This window comes from Vibrio sp. 2134-1 (assembly GCF_033339495.1).
Genome location: NZ_JAWOUS010000003.1, coordinates 155,431 through 174,933, shown reverse-complemented (window position 1 = coordinate 174,933; position 19,503 = coordinate 155,431). Strand labels below are relative to the sequence as shown.

The 19,503-nt window shown below is 39.2% G+C and carries 27 protein-coding genes; 12 read left to right on the top strand and 15 right to left on the bottom strand.

Annotated elements, in window-relative coordinates; all coding sequences use genetic code 11:
* Positions 1–280 precede the first annotated feature (280 nt).
* The 7 genes from R7R78_RS05475 to R7R78_RS05445 all read left to right on the top strand — a co-directional run bounded on the left by R7R78_RS05475 (position 281) and on the right by R7R78_RS05445 (position 3,953).
* Positions 281–1,270, top strand: coding sequence for a TIR domain-containing protein (locus R7R78_RS05475; protein ID WP_225473238.1), 990 nt, complete (start codon positions 281–283; stop codon positions 1,268–1,270).
* 98 nt (positions 1,271–1,368) lie between these two features.
* On the top strand, positions 1,369–1,932 hold the full coding sequence (locus R7R78_RS05470) for a hypothetical protein (RefSeq protein WP_225473237.1): 564 nt from the start codon (positions 1,369–1,371) through the stop codon (positions 1,930–1,932).
* A gap of 183 nt (positions 1,933–2,115) precedes the next feature.
* The gene (locus R7R78_RS05465; RefSeq protein WP_086047133.1) at positions 2,116–2,307 is read left to right on the top strand and encodes a hypothetical protein; all 192 of its coding nucleotides are present in this window, start codon (positions 2,116–2,118) and stop codon (positions 2,305–2,307) included.
* Complete coding sequence (locus R7R78_RS05460; RefSeq protein WP_086046725.1) at positions 2,294–2,767, top strand: hypothetical protein; 474 nt, start codon at positions 2,294–2,296, stop codon at positions 2,765–2,767. The genes R7R78_RS05465 and R7R78_RS05460 overlap by 14 nt, the downstream gene beginning before the upstream one ends.
* A 2-nt stretch (positions 2,768–2,769) precedes the next feature.
* On the top strand, positions 2,770–3,126 hold the full coding sequence (locus tag R7R78_RS05455; RefSeq protein ID WP_225473236.1) for a hypothetical protein: 357 nt from the start codon (positions 2,770–2,772) through the stop codon (positions 3,124–3,126).
* Between the two features lie 16 nt (positions 3,127–3,142).
* Positions 3,143–3,757, top strand: a complete 615-nt coding sequence (locus tag R7R78_RS05450; RefSeq protein WP_086046723.1) for a hypothetical protein — start codon at positions 3,143–3,145, stop codon at positions 3,755–3,757.
* Positions 3,750–3,953: a hypothetical protein gene (locus R7R78_RS05445; RefSeq protein WP_225473235.1), complete on the top strand. Its 204-nt coding sequence runs from the start codon at positions 3,750–3,752 to the stop codon at positions 3,951–3,953. The genes R7R78_RS05450 and R7R78_RS05445 overlap by 8 nt, the downstream gene beginning before the upstream one ends.
* Positions 3,954–4,004: 51 nt before the next feature.
* On the opposite strand, the gene R7R78_RS05440 is transcribed toward R7R78_RS05445, so the two are convergent.
* The 3 genes from R7R78_RS05440 to R7R78_RS05430 form a co-directional block, all read right to left on the bottom strand.
* Positions 4,005–4,484, bottom strand: coding sequence for a hypothetical protein (locus tag R7R78_RS05440; RefSeq protein WP_078580698.1), 480 nt, complete (start codon positions 4,482–4,484; stop codon positions 4,005–4,007).
* Positions 4,477–5,310 (bottom strand): hypothetical protein, encoded by an 834-nt coding sequence (locus R7R78_RS05435; protein WP_225473234.1) that lies wholly within the window; start codon positions 5,308–5,310, stop codon positions 4,477–4,479. The genes R7R78_RS05440 and R7R78_RS05435 overlap by 8 nt, the downstream gene beginning before the upstream one ends.
* 481 nt (positions 5,311–5,791) lie before the next feature.
* Complete coding sequence (locus R7R78_RS05430) at positions 5,792–6,058, bottom strand: hypothetical protein (protein ID WP_086046719.1); 267 nt, start codon at positions 6,056–6,058, stop codon at positions 5,792–5,794.
* A 1,472-nt stretch (positions 6,059–7,530) separates the two neighbouring features.
* On the opposite strand from R7R78_RS05430, the gene R7R78_RS05425 reads away from it, so the two are divergent.
* The 3 genes from R7R78_RS05425 (at position 7,531) to R7R78_RS05415 (ending at position 10,121) form a co-directional block, all read left to right on the top strand.
* On the top strand, positions 7,531–7,713 hold the full coding sequence (locus tag R7R78_RS05425; protein WP_016791685.1) for a hypothetical protein: 183 nt from the start codon (positions 7,531–7,533) through the stop codon (positions 7,711–7,713).
* Positions 7,694–8,710 carry a hypothetical protein gene (locus tag R7R78_RS05420; protein WP_205390842.1) on the top strand — a complete coding sequence of 339 codons (1,017 nt, stop codon included), beginning with the start codon at positions 7,694–7,696 and terminating at the stop codon, positions 8,708–8,710. The genes R7R78_RS05425 and R7R78_RS05420 overlap by 20 nt, the downstream gene beginning before the upstream one ends.
* Before the next feature lie 208 nt (positions 8,711–8,918).
* A complete protein-coding gene (locus R7R78_RS05415) occupies positions 8,919–10,121 on the top strand; it encodes a hypothetical protein (protein WP_225473233.1) in 1,203 nt (400 codons plus the stop codon).
* Between the two features lie 52 nt (positions 10,122–10,173).
* Here the strand turns inward: R7R78_RS05415 and R7R78_RS05410 are convergent, their stop codons facing one another.
* The 8 genes from R7R78_RS05410 to R7R78_RS05375 form a co-directional block, all read right to left on the bottom strand.
* A complete protein-coding gene (locus tag R7R78_RS05410; protein ID WP_225473231.1) occupies positions 10,174–10,536 on the bottom strand; it encodes a hypothetical protein in 363 nt (120 codons plus the stop codon).
* A 60-nt stretch (positions 10,537–10,596) separates the two neighbouring features.
* The gene (locus R7R78_RS05405) at positions 10,597–11,241 is read right to left on the bottom strand and encodes a hypothetical protein (protein WP_225473229.1); all 645 of its coding nucleotides are present in this window, start codon (positions 11,239–11,241) and stop codon (positions 10,597–10,599) included.
* A 12-nt stretch (positions 11,242–11,253) separates the two neighbouring features.
* Positions 11,254–11,937: a hypothetical protein gene (locus R7R78_RS05400; protein WP_086046713.1), complete on the bottom strand. Its 684-nt coding sequence runs from the start codon at positions 11,935–11,937 to the stop codon at positions 11,254–11,256.
* A gap of 136 nt (positions 11,938–12,073) precedes the next feature.
* A complete protein-coding gene (locus R7R78_RS05395; protein ID WP_225473228.1) occupies positions 12,074–12,619 on the bottom strand; it encodes a recombinase family protein in 546 nt (181 codons plus the stop codon).
* A 163-nt stretch (positions 12,620–12,782) separates the two neighbouring features.
* On the bottom strand, positions 12,783–13,016 hold the full coding sequence (locus R7R78_RS05390; protein WP_080532015.1) for a hypothetical protein: 234 nt from the start codon (positions 13,014–13,016) through the stop codon (positions 12,783–12,785).
* Complete coding sequence (locus R7R78_RS05385; protein WP_225473226.1) at positions 13,009–13,308, bottom strand: hypothetical protein; 300 nt, start codon at positions 13,306–13,308, stop codon at positions 13,009–13,011. Before R7R78_RS05385 ends, R7R78_RS05390 begins: the two co-directional genes overlap by 8 nt.
* Positions 13,305–13,703 (bottom strand): hypothetical protein, encoded by a 399-nt coding sequence (locus R7R78_RS05380; RefSeq protein WP_086046709.1) that lies wholly within the window; start codon positions 13,701–13,703, stop codon positions 13,305–13,307. The genes R7R78_RS05385 and R7R78_RS05380 overlap by 4 nt, the downstream gene beginning before the upstream one ends.
* Positions 13,704–13,838: 135 nt before the next feature.
* On the bottom strand, positions 13,839–14,810 hold the full coding sequence (locus R7R78_RS05375; protein WP_225473225.1) for a hypothetical protein: 972 nt from the start codon (positions 14,808–14,810) through the stop codon (positions 13,839–13,841).
* A gap of 98 nt (positions 14,811–14,908) precedes the next feature.
* Here R7R78_RS05375 and R7R78_RS05370 point away from each other — a divergent pair, with 98 nt between their 5' ends.
* Entirely contained in the window at positions 14,909–15,142 is a 234-nt protein-coding gene (locus R7R78_RS05370) for a helix-turn-helix domain-containing protein (RefSeq protein WP_158155404.1), read from the top strand.
* Between the two features lie 36 nt (positions 15,143–15,178).
* Here R7R78_RS05370 and R7R78_RS05365 read toward each other — a convergent pair whose 3' ends face one another.
* Together R7R78_RS05365 and ppiC are read right to left on the bottom strand one after the other, a co-directional pair.
* The gene (locus R7R78_RS05365) at positions 15,179–16,723 is read right to left on the bottom strand and encodes a recombinase family protein (protein ID WP_194592247.1); all 1,545 of its coding nucleotides are present in this window, start codon (positions 16,721–16,723) and stop codon (positions 15,179–15,181) included.
* A gap of 24 nt (positions 16,724–16,747) precedes the next feature.
* Positions 16,748–17,089 carry a peptidylprolyl isomerase PpiC gene (gene ppiC, locus R7R78_RS05360; protein ID WP_225473223.1) on the bottom strand — a complete coding sequence of 114 codons (342 nt, stop codon included), beginning with the start codon at positions 17,087–17,089 and terminating at the stop codon, positions 16,748–16,750.
* 214 nt (positions 17,090–17,303) lie between these two features.
* On the opposite strand from ppiC, the gene R7R78_RS05355 reads away from it, so the two are divergent.
* The gene (locus R7R78_RS05355) at positions 17,304–18,218 is read left to right on the top strand and encodes a chemotaxis protein (protein ID WP_005385059.1); all 915 of its coding nucleotides are present in this window, start codon (positions 17,304–17,306) and stop codon (positions 18,216–18,218) included.
* Positions 18,219–18,298: 80 nt separating this feature from the next.
* Here the strand turns inward: R7R78_RS05355 and R7R78_RS05350 are convergent, their stop codons facing one another.
* On the bottom strand, positions 18,299–18,835 hold the full coding sequence (locus R7R78_RS05350; RefSeq protein ID WP_225473221.1) for an ATP:cob(I)alamin adenosyltransferase: 537 nt from the start codon (positions 18,833–18,835) through the stop codon (positions 18,299–18,301).
* A 97-nt stretch (positions 18,836–18,932) separates the two neighbouring features.
* Positions 18,933–19,463 (bottom strand): heme utilization protein HutZ, encoded by a 531-nt coding sequence (gene hutZ / locus R7R78_RS05345; protein ID WP_225466685.1) that lies wholly within the window; start codon positions 19,461–19,463, stop codon positions 18,933–18,935.
* Between the last annotated feature and the right edge of the window lie 40 nt (positions 19,464–19,503).

The following is a 19,503-nucleotide window of genomic DNA, read 5'->3' as shown; positions in this document are numbered from 1 at the left end:
GCTTGTGGGTTTCATCTGACAATGTTTAGGTCGATACCAAGCCTTATGTTCTGTAAAGCACCTTAGTACCTTGTTCATTTCAATGCACTATCTCAGCGCTTCATGCGAAAATAATGTTTAAGATGCTCGAAAGTCACCTTACTATGTCTATGCGGACTTTTAGCTATCAAATGGAAGTATTGATTTCCGCTTATTCAAATTCATTGAATTTTCTAACATTGCTCTTGAAAGAGCGGTCATTAGCCCATACATTTTATGTAGCTAAAAATTGAGGCTTAAGATGGCGTTGGACAAAAAAGATCAGAGAGTTATAGAAACGTACTTCAATATGGGGACTGGTTATGTATTGAATTACAGTAACCGTACCTTTTCAGAGTTTTTCGAACAATTTAGCATCGATATCTATGATGACCGTTATGCCGAATTTGGAGATTCAAAAGCCAAACGTCTCCGTTCATTCTTCAATCAGCATGATAACTCTTTCATCAGCAAAATACTGTTAGAAATGATCGCAGAGCATGACATAGAAAGAGAAACTAACCCTTTTTCATACACTGACCACAATGATGACTTGCGACAACGTTGTATCAATATAGCTAATCAACTTAGCCAATCATCGAATCAAGCTCAGCCACCACTAGAAAAGCGTTTTGTGAACCCGTTTAAAACAAATAGTCAACCGGACTTTTTCCCTCGTCAGCGTACAAACGGTTGGGAAAATAACTCTCAATCAACAACACCATATCAAGAACCTGAAAGCTCACAGCCTACAACTGTAGAACAATTCGTAGAGAACACAACTCCTTCATATTATGAGCCTGTAGCAACCAACATTGTTAAAGAACGAGTCTTTATTGTACATGGTCATGACGAACACTTACTTGTTGAAACTGAGAACCTCTGCCGTAAGTTGAATTTAGAACCAATAATACTTAAGGATCAATACAGTGGTGGCAAAACAATAATTGAAAAACTTGAAGCTCACAGTGACGTGAAGTATGCAATCATTTTATACACCGCTTGTGATGAAGGCAGGAACATCGGTTCAAGTGAACTTAAAAAAAGAGCAAGGCAAAACGTCGTATTTGAGCACGGTTACTTCATAGGCAAGCTTGGTCGAGACAAAGTAGCTGCTGTAGTTAAAGGTACAATTGAGATACAAGGTGATATTAGCGGTGTTGTCTACATTCTGCATCAAAATGGCTGGCAATATCAATTAGCTAAAGAGATGAAGCACTCTGGCATTACAGTCGATTTGAATCATGTATAGTCTTTGTTGAAGCTATTAAATTTGACCGTAATTAAGGAGTTGATTGCATCAACTCCTTTTTATTAACCATAAATATCTTCAAAACGGGAGATATTTACATGAAACCAACATCAACCACCCTAACATTCGACGAATTCCTTGCTGAATCTCGTGCTATCGACTTGGCTCGTAAATGGTTGAGAAAGAACACAGCTAAAACAGGCAAAGTACTCAACAAAAGACTCAAACTACTACTTGAGCGTGCTTTATCAAGCTTGTTTGAGCCAAGTGAAGCAACAAAGTTAAGTCGCCAGATCAACTCATACACAACGACTCTTGTTGCTTCATTTGAAGAACTGCAACAACTCGCCAAAGAAGTTGTTAACGACACCAACGATCAAGCCAATCAATCTAAGCAGCTTAAAACCCTTGCGATAGAAACAAGACAACTGACCAGCCAGTTTTTAACGACTCTAGAAGACTACCGACGTTCAAGCACTAAAGGCGGTAAGTTGGCTCGTGGTGGCAAAATCGACAAGAAGCTATACGCTGAAGCCATTCGCAAGCTTGAAGCACTAGAAAAACTCTGTGACCAGACATCAAAGGCAGCTGCATTTCTAGCAATAGAAAACGTAGAAGCCGCTAGTAAACAACTACATTTCATCATCAACGCTAAACTTTAATCCCTCTAGCCCTCGCACCACGTCGAGGGCTTTTCATGCTCAAAAACCTCTGCTCAATAACCCTTATAAATACAAGCATGAAATGAGAAATGCATCTTCTCATTGCACCGAATGATTCCACCCAGTGAGCCGCGCTGGTTGGTGCGAAATGCGGCAATTCTAATTTACAAAAGAGGCAATAACATGAAAAAAGCAGGTGGCAGACCAGAACGGTTTGATGAGATAGCCAGTGCCGAACTGGCAATATTGTCTTGTCTTGGTATCAAATCGATTAGTTCATTAGCTCGTGAAAACAATTGCTCACGGAACACTGTAACCAAGTACGTTAATCGATTTAAAGCACGTTTAAAAGGACTCGGTTATGCAGCAAATTAATCTCAATCACGTTCAGCGTGATACTTCAAATCGTTGGCTTGCTAGTGCTGTTCTTGATGCTGTTCAATATCAAGCACCGGAAGCGTTTCAAGCTTCTTGTCGTGTTGCTGGTGGACTTAATCAATGGTTAGACGAAGAAGAGCTTGAAATACTCTTATCTGCTCATTCAAATGAACTAGAGCAAGTTCAAAGGCAAGCCGAATATGAAGAACGCAAACGAACTAAAGAACAGTCACAAGTACTCTACGCCTACGACAAAGCAAACGACGATCTTAAGTTCGCTGTTGGTAGAACGACGTTAGACCGCGAGCAAATGACGTTTACTGATTCTCAGTTTAAGAACTGGGTTCAACGTCAACTAGAACGTAAAGACATTACGGTGTCACAACGAGAAGATTTGTTAGCTGCCAACTACTGGCTAGCGAAGGCACAAACAATAATCATAAAAAACGGGATTTAAACATGTATTTTCAAGAATTAAAAAAGGCAGCTTCAGCGTTGGACAGTGGCTTTCTGTATAGCGTTGTTAGTCGATTAGCAACACTTGAACAACAGTCACCAAACGCTGTAAAGGTATATCAACACGAATTTGAAATCGTATTAAAAGACAAATCAATTGAATACCTATCAACAGTCGAAAAACGAATAGGCAGTAAAAGGAATATGGAAGACTTAGCCGATGATATTAAGTACTTGCTTCATGGCAAGCACCTCGACCAGTTCATGCGCGAGTGTCAGCACTACTCTAGCATGCCTAAACCAGTAGCTAAAACAGATAGTCACGCTTTCCGAGACTGGCTTCGAATCAATAGAAAATAATTAAAGGATATTGGACATGCGACTAACTAAAGAACAAAAACGAATCGCTGAACTTGAAGCCGCCTTGTACTCTGCCGAGTTAAAATTGGAACGCTTAGAAGAAGCTGAAGAACAGAAGGTTACTAAATCAAGCATTACGGTTAAGCCTGTCGAGTTAACTAGCTTTAAACAACATAGCCGCGCTATTGATGACTCAGTTGCCGCATCACAGTACTTGAGTACTGGTCAAGTTGATGCACTTGGCGAACTACGTTGGCAAGTCATTCATTGCCGTACGCCACAACAAGTACTTGATCACGAAAAGCAGTTAATGAGAACTAAAGCAGCTAGTTGTTCAGCAACAGCTATCGGTCAATTAGCTCGTGACGTTTCGATTAAGTCCGTACTAGGTTCAAAAGTAACTACTCAACTTGCTGTTTTTAATGCTTTATTTGAACTAGATAGAGTTCAAGAAGAAATGGACGTGTCTGACTTTACCGATGATTTGTTAAAACATGATGCCACTTCAATTCTTAACAATTCAGCTGGCAAGTTGTCTGATTTAGTGGCTTTGAGGAAGGCGCGAATGAATGGTTCATTTGAGCAGATAGAACAAGCTATTGAAAAGATATTGAGTGAAGATAATGAATAAAGAAGTACTTGAAGCCGAGAAAGAGGAACTGCTAGGTTTGATTAGAATTCACCAAGCCATTATTGAAGAACTAGACAACTACGACAATCTAGTGTTGAAGTCAGCACTGACTAGACGAGAGAAGAAAGTTATTGAACTGGAAAAAGAACTACAAGCCATTGAAATGGCATTAGTAATAATGAAAGAAGCGAGCTAATGCTCGCTTCTTAGTATGTGTATTGATAGATTCAAAAAGTAATAGCGACTATTAAGAGTCTTTGTTATCAAACAATGTCGCAAAATGAGAGAACAATGTAAACATCACATTAAATACTTCAATTATAATAGCGACTGATACAGCAATAACTGCTAACTCTACTGCTGTATAAAACATATCTCTACTTGGCACTAATTCGTGAACTGGGTAACTAAGTAAGGGAATTCCTGTCACTCTCAAATATGGGAGCAGTAACGAAGCAACCAAGCAGAGAAGAAGACATATGATATCTTTCCTCAAGCTTGATAAAAACCCTTTGAACCTCCCAAGTTCCACTTTAGAGTTAGGTGCAGATGCGGAGGTAAGCAACACACTAAAGATAATAGAGATACCAGCAGTTAAACCACCTAGAATCGCTCCAAGAATACCTGGTGTAGCTGATTCGATTAATACATATGCTTCCTTACTATCACTAGAAAAGACTAGGCTGACAGCCAATATAGTAGCTAATGTAAATACGATTCTACTCATCTTGCTGTTCTTCAGTTATATCTTCATATTGGAATTGGGGTCTATACAAATCAAGAATATCTTTCACATCATGAGCCTCATACCCACTTAGAGTCAACTCTGTAACGCCTTTGCCTTCCATGACAACTACCTTTGCAGTCTTCTCACTTTTTACACTAGTAATCTGTTTCTTATGACCAAAAAGACGACCTTTCATTAGCCAATGTCCACCACCTTTTCGACACCAGTTGACCATGTTGTTAAGCCAACCTTCACTTTTAAGATTTAGTTGCTTATCTTTATTTTCAAAAATAGTGGTGACTTTGTTTGCATTTGTATTTGCTGCCGTATCTTTCAAAGCCTTTTTCATTTCTTTTTCAGTCTCGCCGAAAAGGTTAGGTGGCGTAAGCTCGAAAGAAACTGATTCAACAAACTCAAAACGATCATACTCTTCCCAAAAACTATGATCCTTTTCATTCAAGACTGGCTCTATCTCTGCCCGAAGACCGATTTCAACTAACTCTAAGTTATTTGCTAGCTTCTTAAATACTTTACAAGCAGCGGTTGGCGTAGACAAAACGCTCGTTTTTTTCTCTACCAGTATTACTTGTTGTTGTCGATCCCAAAACCAAACCAAAGGTGGAAAGTCATCAACACTATACTCATTAAACTCTTTGTCATGACCATGAAGTGCTTTAGCTCTTGAAACGATGCCAGCCATTACCCCTTCTTCACGCCCTTCAACTTGAACTTTTATCGAACAGATCGTATCACCGTGCTCATCTTGGGGTGGATTTTCAACCGAATAACGAAGAGCATCTTCAAATGAAAAGATATCTTTAGACATGTTTTCGTCAATAAACAACTGAGGATCGGCTGCGACCAGTGAAACTCGTAATGCGTAAAAGTTCATATAATTGTTAACACGTTGATGAAATAAAGTGTGATTGTAACCGCTAATCTATTGAATTTATACGTTTATGCACTCATTTACACAATGCGAACAACTGTTTTTATATACAGTGTAATTCATTTATTTTCAAAATCAACATTACCATTTGATCATGACCGTTACACGCTCTGGCGTTGACATACTCTGAAACTAAACCCTTCCTTGATAAAATACGACCGTAACCAATCAACTAGCTGATACTTAGCGTTTACGATGTGGTCAAGCGTCAGCACTACTGAAATCTGACCTTGCTCCGCTTTCTTTCGGACTTCAGCTACAGCGAGGTCTACGACACGTTGACGAGCTTCTCTTACTTCAGTCTTGAAACGTATGGCTGGTTCATGCGTCACGGATCTGATTGGCTCAAGAAGCATGTCTACCACCCCCTGAATTCTTTTCTAAACTCACTAGGCGTTGCATCTGCGAGCTCCAATAACTCTTCTTGGCTCCATTCGGAGATAGCCGTTAACAGTCGTTCAAAGTACTGACAATCGTTATCAGTTAAACCATTCTTTCTCTTTTGATCGGTTTCGTAGATTTGTTCCCAGATACGTTCAACAAAATAAGAACGGTCGAATTGTTGACTAGAAAAGTGTTCTTCTGGATTGATGTTTTGACTTGATAATAAGCTTGGACAAAGCATTTTTATTTACCTCTTGTTCGTTTGTTGTATTTAGCTGTCCTTAAAATTCAAGCCAAAAAAAAGCAGCCGCAAGGCTGCTTAACAAAACGAGAGGTTTTACGATTGAAGTGAATTAACAAATTCAATCGTATTTATATAAGCAGTCTGGTAGACAGCTTAAAAACATCTAAAAGGTTTACAATCAAGCATTCTGAAAACATTCAACTGTATTTATAAAACGCAAATGTATGCCAAAAGCATTTTACCGTCTAGAACCGATTCTAAGCAGTTTTTAAATGCTCATTCAAAAGTGTACTACTAGCCAGTTGAAACCACCTTAGAATCGCGTTGAAGAGCATCTAGCTTACGCTATACAAGTCAAAGACATTGTGAGCGAAGCGAACGTGCCGAAGGCACCAATTAAAGACTTGAAAGAACCAAATTGGAAGAACCGAAAAATTCCGCATCATCTTAGTAGTATTAGTAGTTTTAGTGAAGTTAGAGATATTAGTAATATTAGAAATGAGTCAGTTCTAGTTGAAAAGCACTAGCTCACGCTATACAAGTCAAATACCGTCTAGAACCGATTCTAAGCGAATTTAAAGACTTATTTAACAAAGCACACTACTAGCCAGTTGAAACCGTCTTAGAATCGCATTGAAGATGCATCTAGCTTACGCTATACAAGTCAAAGATAACTAACAAGCAATCAAAAACTAAACTGTCCGGTAGCACGTAGTGCTATCGAAAGACGGTGACTGCGTAGCAGTCTCTTAGTCTACCAGTCGAAACCACTTCAACACTCCTCCAAGTACCACCTACTTGTAATAAGCGAAGCGATAACAAGGTGAGCCGAAGGCGAACGGGCGAAGCCCCAATTGAAGACCTATTGAAGCCGCGTTCCAAAAACGACCAATTAGACGCTTCGCGTCGGTCGCTTCGCTCCCCGTTTTCTTCTTGTTGTCCTCCCTGGACTCTCGTTCTCTTTCTCGTTGCTTGTGTTTATGTTCCCCTTGAATGTCAAATCATAACTTATTGTTTTTAATTGAGTATTCCTTTTAAAACGTACGCGAAAGTGTACTTGAAGTGTACGTCAGAACGTACGTGAGATTTAGTCAAAGTGTACGTCAAAACGTACGTGAGATTTAGTCAAAGTGTACGTCAAAACGTACGCGAGATTTAGTCAAAGTGTACGTCAAAACGTACGCGAAGTTATAACCCACTCCTCTTCCTCACCTTGTCTATTTGAAAATAATTTCAACTTTTTTACTAAAACCACATCGTTCATCGATTTCATCGATATAAATAGAATTGTAAGAACATGAAAAAGAGAGAAATTGAAAAGATGAGAATCAGAAAGCCACGTAGAACCTCAGAACAAAAGCAAGTCATTTACGACTTGTACTTGAACAGCGAATTGACCATCGATGAGATAAGCAAGCAATACAAAATATCAACATCGACTATCTACAAAATCGTGAGAGAAATTGAAAATGAGAGATAAGGCATACTTAAAAGTCAGCATTCCAATTGCTATAGCTGAAGCACTACAAGAACTACCTGAATACAACAACAAATCAATTACCCGAATCATTGCAGACTTAACTGACACCAAACTATCTAACACAAATTCCAAAGAGAATAGAGAGAAGAAAAATGAATCAATCATTAACTAAAAAAGCAACACTATTCACCAATAACAACTTGATTCAAGTTCGTTTGCAAGAACAAACAGGTCAACGCGCATACAAAGACTTGGTCAAACGTGTAACTTTGAACAAAACCGATAAGTTGAATGTCCGTACATTGATTGAGTACGACCGCAAAGATAAACAGCTTGATTCAAAGCATGATCAACTGTCTAAGAAGATTTCCCGTAAACTACACAGCACTTCCGATTTATATACGGCAGCTACTGGCAATTACTTTATTGCTCTTGACGCGACTACCGCCCAAGTACTATTTGCCGATATCAATACTCATGAAATTGAAATAGCTTGTGTTACATGTGTTGATAAAAACAAAATAGGTGAAGTTCATAACGGTGACGCAAAAAACGTACACGGCAAACTAAAAGAGACTTCAACTCTTTTAATCAATGATGAACTCAGTTTCGACGCAATTGTCCAGAATGCTTGCGATACATTTAGTCGTTCAAAAGACGAAATACTATCGATTATTAAAAATAACAACGAGGGACAAGAAGTGCTTGAGTCGAAACCAAAACGTATTCCTGTTGAGGCTAGTCTAACTTTGAACTGGCAAGTAGAAGAAATTGAACTTCTCGTCGAAGAGAATGAGATTGAAGCTTTATTCGAGAATGATCCAGAAGTAGACCAACAACGAATCGACAAAATGATCAGTTCATTAGCGATTAACTACAACCGAGACTTACTAAAAACGATTAAGCCATTAGTTAAACCTGAGCATGTTGAATACATTGAAGACCTAGTTAAGCTACTTGATAAAGGCATGAGACTGCTGCCAGATAGGTTCACGATTGAGAAAATTACTCAGTTTTATCCCTTGATGTTCTGCAATGAAAACTTTCAACAAACCGAAGACATTATCACCGAAGAAGAATACCGCTTAGCCAGTGCTGCCTTAGCTGAGAAAAACTGGTCTGAAGAGGAAGCGCAATTTGAAATGCTTGAAGAACAGATAGAGCCTTGAAAATATTAAAAATGGGACGGTTCTATGTAAAAGTTATTACCGGTCACATTAGCAAGAATACTTATACTAATTATACATTTTTCACTTGACTGAGGCTTACAAACGAGAAAAATTGACGTTAAAGCATAACAATCTGTGATTTAACATGAATATCTGTACTCGTTTTCAATGTGACACTTGCGATACCTTAATCGACTGCCGTATTGGAATGTCTAACCGTCAAGTCCAACCATTTCAGTTCGCGTGTCCAGAATGTCACGAGCAAATTACTTTCACTCTAGGCTGTGGTGATCTTGAAGGTGCTACTGAAATAAAAGACTTTGAAGGTCTATTTTCAGGTGAGAACCCTTTTATAGACCTACACTTAGACTTTCCAGTGTCATTCGGTAACTATGAGCAAGGGAATACTGCGTTTATGCGTGTTATCCATTCAATAGGACAAGATTCTTATCGCCATTTGTTTACTCGTTTAGATTTGCTTAATAGATTAAGTGGTCAACACCGAAACTTGCGTAGACTAATATCTCAATACAAACGTGACGACATAAAGGCATTTGAGAAAGTAGTTAAAAGCCTTGCTGATTTAGAGTTTGTAAAACTCAAGTCTCACAAAAAAGAAGATGTTATTGCTGCTCTGTATTCTGCTACTTCGATTATGTCTTCTCCTCTTACAGTGCATGAACACAATACTGAACTAAGTAAGGGGATGCCGAAATTGCTTTCTACATTGTATACTGAACACAACGAAAACTTAAACGCCTTCTTCGATAGTCTACTCAAAACAGGGTTTCTAAAGACAGTTCACCATGAATGTATAAGCCTTTACCCTAAATTAATTAAATTAGAACTACCTCTTCGCCCAGCTTTGTATTATGACTACTCTGAAGAAGAACTTGGTGACGTTCCTGCTAGAGTTTCAACAGAAAGCTTCGACAATTGTAATAATACATATAAAGACCTCGCCGAAGTGTATTCAAGACAACTAGTTTTAGTCGCAGGTTTAAACAATTTGATACATCGAGGTGACTTCAATTTGTTTTCAGACGAAATTCGAATAAATAAAAAAGATAAAGTGATAAAAGAATTTTCTTCTTTAGCCGAATATGCCAACGTTGACTTAGGAAGAAAACTCGCTGCTATAGATAACTCTTTCTTCAATTTTGATGAAAATGCTATAGACACGCGTTTAAGGAATGGCATAGCGCACTACAAGTATGAATACGACGAAGCGACTCAAATCATCACATACAGTTCGGCTAAAGAAGGTCTGACTAGAGATAAAACTATTGAAATGAGCTTTATGCTCTTCTTGAGAAAAATGCTTCTTCTATTTCGTGAAGTTCATAGCCTGAACCATATCATCAAAGCACTCCTTTATCATTGTGTTTTGGTTTTAAAGAAAGATGTGTAAATCTATACCGTGAATGTAAAACGAATAAAGCCCCGAACTCTCGGGGCTATCGTTACCACTGGACATTTGAGCTATCAGCGGCAGATTTAAGTTTGCGAGACTTTGAAAGCTCTAAACGAACTTCATTTAAATCAGGTTGTACTACGTCTTTTAGTTCATCTTCACTTGGTTCAATGTCACACCAGATCTTGCTATCGTCATGAGCTTTCCTAAATGACTCTTCAGCAAGTACTGAGTCATCAAAATACGTATACCATTCAACATAATTTGAAAGTATATCGTCAGCATTAACTTGACCATAAGTATGAACCCCTGCCCCGTAGTCTAAACCGACATCATCAGAATGTTTCTTGAAGTTATCAAAAGCGTGTACATCAAGGCTATTTTTTAGTTGATTGACATACTGCTTCTTCACTTTGTTTAGATTTTGAACCAGTAGACGAATTAGCTTTTCGTCATTAACGTAGTGTCCATTTCACATCATTGAACGAACTGAAGCCTTTAATGCATCAACATCTTGAATTACTTTATTATCAATACGTTCAATGTCGATTTTCTTCTCTGGTAGTTTTTCCCCGTCATTAATCATAGCCTGAGTAAAGTACTTTCGTGTAACTTTGACAGTCTTAACGGCTTCGTCATACTTACCACTAACTTTAATTTCTTCTTCAGGAACATCTGCATACCACAACGTGCAATGATCATTGATATTACCGTCGAATAGTAACGACTTCCACGGTTCTACTAGAAATGTTCTAGGGCTTGAGCTTTTACGTTCGTATTGAACACCGTCCTTGATATACAAGAATGAAATATGCTCTTGAGTTTTGCGTTTACTTTTTGTCTTCTCTGGCTCAACTTTTTCTTTCTCTTCAGCAATTTTAAACCCGAAGCGCTTCGCTAAATCTTGCGGTGTTATATTCAAATTATGGTACGTTTCTTCGAATTCATCTAACGCATCTTCTTTTATTGAAAGTTTAAGTTTCGCGATTTTTTCGTCTCGCTCTCGCTGTGCCTTTAGTGCGTTTTCGTTTTCTTGCAGTAAGTCTTTTAGTTGCTGGTCTTTATCTTTAGATTCGACTTCTTTATTTTCTTCTACTTCATTCAATTGCTCTGTCATTTTGTAGTCCTCTTAAACGGCTTCAGTCGCTAGATAATAAGTGTGAGTGTCATTTTTGAATTGAGATATACCTGCCGTGTGTATACTTACAGAGTAGTCACCTTTAGCTAGAATTGTTAATCTATCAAGATGAAAAACGGCTTCAACGACACGCTTTGAATCAAAATTATCAAGTGGAATTTTGAATGTGTGCTTCTTCGAACCTGACCTATCGTATGCAGAGATATAAATGGTTTCAGACTCTGATTCTGAGTAAAATCGAATATGCCCTAGACCAAGAGTTTTACAAGCTTTAATAACTTGTTCGATGGCATCATAATCAATAGAAAAGTTAATAAAATCTTCATCGTGAGATTGCGGATCTACATACGGGAAGTTCACCTTTTCAGGAGCTTCGGTGACGAAATCAGTGTCAGCGTATTGATAAACCAGTTCTATTCCTTCTTTGTTCGTAATCAGTACGTGTGTATCTTCGAAAGTAAGTTCTGCATCATGAACCAGCTTGATCGATTTCAAAAACTCTTCTACATGATACACACCGAATGTACGTGGAAACTCATCTTCGATATCAATATACGCGATAACCTTGTTAAGGTTATCTTGCGATCTAAGTTGTTTTCCTTCGTGCAAAATAAGCCCATCATTAATTTTACCCAAGCGTTTGATTGCGTCTAACGTTGATTGCTTTAACTTCATGTTACTACTCAACAAATAAAAGCATTGAACATACCAAATACAAACTTAACTTTTATCGATTAACTTCACATTTATTCGGCTTTATATACAAAAATAGCGGCACTATGCTGCTATTTCACTTTGTACAAGAGTGTCGTTAAACTGCTGCTTTTACTCTCTGTACCGTAGACACGCCGACACCTAGCTTCTGAGCAGTTTTGCGAATCGATAGCCCGCTTTCGAGGCAATCAATGATAGCTTGCCTATCTACTGTGGCAGTACGACCTTTGTACTTACCTGCCGCTTTTGCTTTAGCAATACCCTCAGCCTGACGTTCAAGAAGCATTTGACGCTCAAACTGATAGACAGATCCTAGTAGGTTCAGTAATAGCTCATTCATTGGGTTGCTTTTGTCAGCACTGAACAACATATTCTCTTTAATGAACTGAACCGCTACTGATTTATTGTTAAAGAACTCAATCAAACCTAGTAGGTCTTTCATATCACGAGCAAGACGTGAGATATCATGAACAACAACCGTGTCACCCTCACGTACATACTCTTTTAAACGCTTGAGTTCTTCCCTATCAGTTGTTGAACCACTACATTTATCGACGAACACTTTATCAAGTTCAACACCGTCCAATTGTCGAACTATATTTTGTTGTACCGTAGACACACGAATGTAACCGACCTTGCTCATATTTCACTCACCGTATTCATTGAACTCTAGATACGACTACAATAGGCTGTATTCATGGCCGATAGCAACCGTAATGAATACAGTTACCGTATTCATCTAAGTGTGTTCTTAGACAGTAGTCAAATGAATACAAAAAGCCCCCGTATCTCTACGAGGGCTTAGTTTAATCGGCAAGAAGTCTTTCAAGTGATTCAATTCGCTCACCATTGTGTTTAGTCGTTGCCTTTACAAGATCAATATCATCAAGAATGATATCTGTTCTTTCCAACACCACTTCTTGCTGTGTCGCCAGAGTATCAAGTGTTGAATGCAGTTCACCATAGTTATTTGAAAACGAAATATTTGAAATCGCTAAAGGCATAACAATGACTAACAACCCAGCTAGTAATCTATTCATCTATACCACCCAATTGTTCAAGTAGTTCTCTACGTTTCCGTTCTCGCTCTGATTGCTCAAGTAACGCTTCTTCTTGCGACACCAAACGAATTTGCTCGTGTTGTTTCATCTTCTCTCGAATGGCGTTGATTCGTTTCTCAGCTTCTTCTTGGTATTCTTGGTCTTTAAGCTGTTCTCGACGATACTCATCTAAAGAACCGACCATTCTCAACAAATCAAGAGAATTGCCAGTCCATCCCTGTTCATCTTCTTCTTTGCTACTGTTAGTTCGAACTAAATTTAAGAAACTCATAGCGCCTCCAAATCAGCTTCAAGTGAAGCAAGAAGAGCTTCTTTTTCCGACCGCGACAAGTCATTGATGATTGATAATTCCAACTTGGACGCACGGTTAGTAACTCGTTTTATTTCAGCTTCACAGATCGCTGTGATTGCTCTTTCAGCTAGTACTACACCAAACGCACCAGACAACACCATTTTAAGAATTTGACTTGTGTCGATGTCACCAGCACCAGTCAAAGGCATTGACATATCTTTTAACTTCTTCTCTCGATTTTCGATGTCTCGCAATTCTGCTTTGCGTTCTAGCTTTTGTAGTTCCGCGGCTTTCTTGCGCCTCGCAGCACCACTGCGTCGCCCTGCTTCTTTGGCTTTCTCATTATCAGTGAAATGAAGATTTTCTTTTTTCATACTTGTTCAACCTGTTCATTAATACAGATATATTTATTCAACAGATTGAAACCAATAAAAAACCGCCCATTTTAGGCGGCTTTTATTGAATACGACGTTAATTAAGTAAAATTTAATAAAGACGAGTCTTGTTTTTTACTTGTTTAACAAAGCAGATTGCTTCACTTTGTAATTAAACCATTCATCTTCATAGCCAAACTGAAACACTTGATTTAATTTTCTTCCTTGATTCAAAGCAGCAGTATAACCCTTTGAACTAAAACGATAGGTTTTCATTCCATCATAATCAATAACGATGTCGTCATTCGTTTTTGAAATGAGTTCATGAAGATTCAAAGCAGACTTATCACCAGCATTGTATCTAACGAACGTACGCATTCTTTTGTTTTCACCACAAGTGTTCTGAACGTAATACTTTTTATTGTTGATACTAGGCAAAACATTGTAGTAATTCATGTCTTCACACTTAATATCTGTATGAATGTAGAATGAGTTAATCTTAGCTATTTTATCTCTATTTCTATATTCTCGGCTCCCCTTTTTAGGTATAGCGCTAGGAATCACTTGAAGTACTGCGTTTCTTTCTTTAGAACCTGTATACACAGCATAAAGAACATCATTTGTACTCGCTACTTTGTAGTCGCCGTGATCGGTCATCACATCTGGTGTTAAAAACTTAGACTCTGAAATCACTTGATGAACAAGTGACTCACTACCCTTTTTTAAGCACTCTCTCGTAGTTTCAGCACTCAACGTATTGCCGTATGGGTGATTGAATCTGCGCTTGTCCCAATGAATGGCAGCCAACATTGAATTAGTAATATAAGCCGCATTACGTTGTTTTATTAATAACCCAGTAGAGTTCAAATCGCCAAAACGTTCAACTTTCTGACCTTTGTCTATTTGCATAAACTCGTTACAAGTCATGTCACCAAATACTTCTTCAACCGTTTTAGGGTTCTTAACAAATTGATATCGATTGTCTTCAATTTGCTTCTCAGCACTTCTCTGCACTGTAGTAGTTTGACAGCCAGCCAATACAACTACCGATAACGCACTGACTACACCAGTTTTAATAAATTGCACTTTTTTCACTTCATTGTTCATAAACACCTCAAATAAAAACATCAAGCACCCATATGGGTGCAATTCATCTTTATCTTATATGTAACCCTATCTGCACCCATAATGGTGCAGAAGAAATCATGAACCAAGTCACAGAAAAAAAGAACATTACTGGCATTAGAATCAAAGAGATACGGTTAAGTAGGGATTGGTCTCAAGCAGATGTAGAGCGTGAATGTAGTCTGCGTGGCATTGATATGACACGTAGTAAGCTTGCCAAGATTGAAAGTGGAATGATTCGAGTAACCGACGAGATGATTAGGGATTTGTGTGTCGTGCTCCGCACCGATGCTAATTCGTTGTTTGAGCAATAGAGAGCCGAAGCTCTCTATTAAACTGGTTGTATTGTTCTAGTAGCTATACGACTCCCATTCTTCAGAGTCTTCAATTTCCCATGGTTCCCTGTTGTCTTCTGTTCCCTGTGTCAACAACGAAGCGTAGTCTACTACTGTATTCCCAAACCCGTATTTCTGGTCTAAAACAAGGTACTTCTTGATGCCGTTGATCTGTTCAATCACGATTTTCCACTTACTTGTTTGACCAACTTTTTCAATACAGTAGAAACGTATCTCTCGGAGAACCTTTCTCAACTCAATGTTACGTTGTTCAACATCTTCAATACTTGAGATAAGACTAAAATCAACTTTTACATCTACGTTATTCTGGTCGAGTACTTTACTTTCTTCTATCAAGTCCGAGACTTCTTTAATATCGGTATAGACACGAGCCAGTGCTTCTATGTTTCCGTTCTTTGTTAACAAGTCTACTGTAGCGTTTAGCGTTTCAAGTCGTTGTTGATACTCTGAAGTTCTACTTACGTATAGAGTTGAACTAGATTCATATTTCAAATAGTGAAGAGCTTCATTCAGATAAACTTCAGGCTCTCGAATACGCTCAACTTGGTTACAACTCCCTTCAGTCGCTTTGACACACATCTTGTAAGCGCGAGGTTTCCCTTTGTAGTTACTCGTTCGAGTAGTCATTGCTCCACCGCAAGCACCACACTTTAACAACCTTGAATACGCACCGCGTTTAGATGTTCTTCCTGCTTGTTGTCTTTTATTCAAAACTTGGTATTGCTCATACGTAATCAAGGCGGGAAAAATGTCAGACACGATTTCAATCGGCTCTTTATTCATTCGACCATCTTTGCCTGTGTCAAAGTAAGCTTTTGCACCATAAAGTGCATGATTTTGAACGATAGCGCGTACACCACTTGCAGACCAAGCAGAGTCATTTCCAGTTGTCATTTTAAGTGAGTTGAGGTGTTTGGCGGTTGATTGGTGGGATTTTCCAGATAGTTTACAGTTGATAAGCTCTTGAATTGTCGCTTTCTTGTCGTTGAAAGTGAAGCCGTCACCGTCTCTTGATACCCATGCAGGTAACTTCCCTGTAACCTTCTTATCTCTTCGGGCTTTCTCGCGACTTGCTTTGATGAGGTGTGACTTGCGCTCAGATTCTTGATGCGCCCGTTCAGCCGAGATCATCAATACAATGTTATCAGCAATGTTGTTGATGTTGTCTGCATCGTAAACAACACCAGTCTTCAGCATTACTAAACGCACGCCTAGTTGAACTAACTGATATACAAGGTCTTGAGTGTAGCGCCAACCACGTCGACTTAAGCGGTCATGGTCTTCAATCAGCAAGTAGCTATCACGTGGGATTTTACCCATGCGTATCGCGTTAATCAGATCTTCAAGGGCTGGACGTTTGCCCCCCTCTTTGAACGCAGAGACGCCTAAATCTTCATACGTTTGAGCTGAAAGCTCGGCGTTGTTGCGTTCACACCATTGCTCCGCACTCTCGATTTGGCGACGTTGACTGTCACCAGCTTCCTGCTTTTTTGTCGAAAAACGAACATATAGTACAGCTAATGCTTTGTTATTATTCATATTAACTCACAGATCATAAGTGCATCATAATCTGTATAGTACTTTTACAACATGCCAACCGAACTTGGTTTTAACTAGATGCGGCGTTAACACTTCGCCAGAAAAGCACACTTTGTCGAATTGAGGTACCATTTGACCACGGCGGAATTCACCAAGGTCACCACCGCGTTTGCCTGACGGGCAAGTTGAATACTTCTTCGCTAATGTCTGAAACTTTGCGCCTTTTTTCAGTTGCTTGATTATGTCTTCCGCTTGCTCTTTGTGCTTCACAAGAATATGTAATGCGGCTGCTGTATTTGCCATTGATCTATCTCTCACTATTCTGGTCGCGCAAGTGTACCCAATCCTTTTTAACAGACCAAACATTTCTTAATAATAGCTCAGCGGTAAAGGCCCAAATACACGAGGAATATAAAATCGTCTACATAATGAGTTTAAAATACAAACAAGTTTTGCTCAGTTAATCACTATTCTCTAAAAGATTGTCTAAAAAGCTCACATTTGTCTCTCCGATGGTTGAAGCCTTCGTCTGATAAGATTAGATTAGACACAATTCGGTGGTATTTATAAGGTTATTTTCATGGCAAAAGTCGTTAGCAAAGCGAATCAGTCTCAGGGCATGTTGATGTTTAAGCTCACCCTGCAACAGAGTTTCGCTATCGGTACGCTAAAAGTCCGTGAAATCGTCCCATACATGCCAACGACGAAGATCCCTTACTCGCATCATCACGTCATTGGAACCGTTACGATACGTAACTTAACAGTACCAGTGATCGATATGTCAGCGGCTGTTGGCTTTCGTCCTATAAGTGAAGAAGAATATAAAAGCTGCTACTTGATCGTGACAGATTGCTTGCGAACCGTGGTTGCTTTTATGGTTCGTAGTATAGAGAAGATCATTGAGTGCGATTGGAAAGCTATTGAAACGCCACCTCCGAGCGCTGGAAAAAATATTTTCGTGACTGGAATTACTCGCTACGAGGACAAAACTGTTCAAATGCTGGATGTGGAACTGCTACTTTCCAAAATTTATCCGCAGTACGAGAATTCAAAGATACCAATGCTGACAGATATTGAGCGAGAACGCCTAAAAGCACTCAGTATTCTATTGGTGGATGACTCTTCCATCGCTCGTAAACAGCTGTGTGACGCACTCGATAGCATCAATATTGGGTATCAAATCTGTAAAAATGGTTTAGATGCATTGGAACTGATGAAAAGTGACGCTGCGGCTCATCGCCCAATTGATATTCTGGTCAGCGATATTGAAATGCCCGGATTAGACGGTTATGAGTTAGCATTTGAAGTTCAGAATAATTCCTCTCTGAACCATTCATACCGCATTTTACACACATCGTTATCGAGCGAAATCTGTGTAGACAGAGCTCACCAAGTTGGCGCGCATGAGGCACTTGAGAAATTCAATGCAGGAGAACTAATCGAAGCGATGCTTCGCGGAGCAAAAGAGCTAGAAGCCAAAGCTATGACTTCTTAACTCTTATTGGACGAGTTGATTTGAGAATATAATGCAGTGCTTGTCCTACCCCTGATGCTCACATCCGCTAATTTCTCAGCTCACTTCTTTGGCATCGCGTAACTACGAGAAACGAATTCCGTCTCTTTGACTTGATGAGTATGATTAATATAAGAAGCTAGGCTGTAAAGTACATTCGCTAATAAGTTCGCGTATCGAAACAAAATAGGTGCGGGCTGCTTCTTACCTGTATGTTCAACGGCAACTAATGCTCGTACCGTTTTTTTAGCTTGGCAACGGCACAAATGCAATTGACTGGCTGCCGGGTGCCCTCCGGGTAGAACAAAGCCTTTGAAGCCACCATCAATGCGTTGCTTGAGCAAAGCATAATCGGCCTTTAACTCTTCAACTTCCGTCTCTGTAATCGCTAATTTTCCGCGAACCGAACCATTTAGATGATAAACATTAGGCTGCATTCTTGTCAGTATATCGCGGCTAAACTCGTCCAACTCCATAGCGAGAACAAGGCCAATACGACTACAAAGTTCATCTGCTGTAATTTCAAAGTCACAAACCGGACTGTCATCGTAAATAAACGGATAGCAAATCTCGCTCAATTCCTTGCTTACAGGTTTCATGCTTTTGTTCCAATATAAAAAAGGGAGTCAGTATAACCTAACTCCCTTTAAACGTTCATTATGCCAAATGATCGACATTCATATGATCGGTTTACAATCAGGCACTTTCGACTTTCTTGTGACCTTCTTGAAGGTGAACAAAATCGACTAAATCATCACCAGACACTTGATACGCCTGACCAAAACCTTTAACAAATAGCCCCGATTCTGGCTTTAAGTTGAACAAAACGAAATCCTCTAGCTGGCTTAGACCATCAATAATCTCACCAAAACGCTCTTTCATTTGTCCAACAACTTGTTGCCACATCTCTGTGTCTCGCTCAACTACATTTGCTACCGCATCAAAAGTTAAGCGCTTACGAGCAAACAACTGCTTTGAAGACTCTTCATCTTCAATCATCATCAATGAAACATTTGGATTTTCTAAAAGGTTACGGGCATGACGAGCGATTTTAGAAATGAGAACGAAATAACCTCCCTGGTTTTGGACATAAGGCGCGTAGCTTACATTCGGGCGACCTTCTGCATCGACAGTTGCAAGCTGAAGTGTACGGCGCTCCTGACGAAACTCTTTGATCTCTGGCCCTAAACGACCTTGCAAACGCTCTTGTTTAACTTGTTGATCCATATTGATACCTGACTTTACTAATTAGTATTCGAGTTAAGCC

Excerpts from the sequence above, each read along its gene's own strand:
- R7R78_RS05405 (WP_225473229.1), bottom strand. The coding sequence starts at position 11,241 with ATGACAGAGCAATTGAATGAAGTAGAAGAAAATAAAGAAGTCGAATCT.
- R7R78_RS05385 (WP_225473226.1), bottom strand. The coding sequence starts at position 13,308 with ATGAGTTTCTTAAATTTAGTTCGAACTAACAGTAGCAAAGAAGAAGAT.
- R7R78_RS05435 (WP_225473234.1), bottom strand. The coding sequence starts at position 5,310 with ATGTCTAAAGATATCTTTTCATTTGAAGATGCTCTTCGTTATTCGGTT.
- R7R78_RS05440 (WP_078580698.1), bottom strand. The coding sequence starts at position 4,484 with ATGAGTAGAATCGTATTTACATTAGCTACTATATTGGCTGTCAGCCTA.
- R7R78_RS05465 (WP_086047133.1), top strand. The coding sequence starts at position 2,116 with ATGAAAAAAGCAGGTGGCAGACCAGAACGGTTTGATGAGATAGCCAGT.
- R7R78_RS05400 (WP_086046713.1), bottom strand. The coding sequence starts at position 11,937 with ATGAAGTTAAAGCAATCAACGTTAGACGCAATCAAACGCTTGGGTAAA.
- R7R78_RS05445 (WP_225473235.1), top strand. The coding sequence starts at position 3,750 with ATGAATAAAGAAGTACTTGAAGCCGAGAAAGAGGAACTGCTAGGTTTG.
- R7R78_RS05450 (WP_086046723.1), top strand. The coding sequence starts at position 3,143 with ATGCGACTAACTAAAGAACAAAAACGAATCGCTGAACTTGAAGCCGCC.
- R7R78_RS05395 (WP_225473228.1), bottom strand. The coding sequence starts at position 12,619 with ATGAGCAAGGTCGGTTACATTCGTGTGTCTACGGTACAACAAAATATA.
- R7R78_RS05350 (WP_225473221.1), bottom strand. The coding sequence starts at position 18,835 with ATGAAACCTGTAAGCAAGGAATTGAGCGAGATTTGCTATCCGTTTATT.
- R7R78_RS05475 (WP_225473238.1), top strand. The coding sequence starts at position 281 with ATGGCGTTGGACAAAAAAGATCAGAGAGTTATAGAAACGTACTTCAAT.
- hutZ (WP_225466685.1), bottom strand. The coding sequence starts at position 19,463 with ATGGATCAACAAGTTAAACAAGAGCGTTTGCAAGGTCGTTTAGGGCCA.
- ppiC (WP_225473223.1), bottom strand. The coding sequence starts at position 17,089 with ATGTTTGGTCTGTTAAAAAGGATTGGGTACACTTGCGCGACCAGAATA.
- R7R78_RS05460 (WP_086046725.1), top strand. The coding sequence starts at position 2,294 with ATGCAGCAAATTAATCTCAATCACGTTCAGCGTGATACTTCAAATCGT.
- R7R78_RS05425 (WP_016791685.1), top strand. The coding sequence starts at position 7,531 with ATGAGAGATAAGGCATACTTAAAAGTCAGCATTCCAATTGCTATAGCT.
- R7R78_RS05380 (WP_086046709.1), bottom strand. The coding sequence starts at position 13,703 with ATGAAAAAAGAAAATCTTCATTTCACTGATAATGAGAAAGCCAAAGAA.
- R7R78_RS05370 (WP_158155404.1), top strand. The coding sequence starts at position 14,909 with ATGAACCAAGTCACAGAAAAAAAGAACATTACTGGCATTAGAATCAAA.
- R7R78_RS05470 (WP_225473237.1), top strand. The coding sequence starts at position 1,369 with ATGAAACCAACATCAACCACCCTAACATTCGACGAATTCCTTGCTGAA.
- R7R78_RS05375 (WP_225473225.1), bottom strand. The coding sequence starts at position 14,810 with ATGAACAATGAAGTGAAAAAAGTGCAATTTATTAAAACTGGTGTAGTC.
- R7R78_RS05430 (WP_086046719.1), bottom strand. The coding sequence starts at position 6,058 with ATGCTTTGTCCAAGCTTATTATCAAGTCAAAACATCAATCCAGAAGAA.
- R7R78_RS05455 (WP_225473236.1), top strand. The coding sequence starts at position 2,770 with ATGTATTTTCAAGAATTAAAAAAGGCAGCTTCAGCGTTGGACAGTGGC.
- R7R78_RS05415 (WP_225473233.1), top strand. The coding sequence starts at position 8,919 with ATGTCTAACCGTCAAGTCCAACCATTTCAGTTCGCGTGTCCAGAATGT.
- R7R78_RS05390 (WP_080532015.1), bottom strand. The coding sequence starts at position 13,016 with ATGAATAGATTACTAGCTGGGTTGTTAGTCATTGTTATGCCTTTAGCG.
- R7R78_RS05365 (WP_194592247.1), bottom strand. The coding sequence starts at position 16,723 with ATGAATAATAACAAAGCATTAGCTGTACTATATGTTCGTTTTTCGACA.
- R7R78_RS05420 (WP_205390842.1), top strand. The coding sequence starts at position 7,694 with ATGAATCAATCATTAACTAAAAAAGCAACACTATTCACCAATAACAAC.
- R7R78_RS05355 (WP_005385059.1), top strand. The coding sequence starts at position 17,304 with ATGGCAAAAGTCGTTAGCAAAGCGAATCAGTCTCAGGGCATGTTGATG.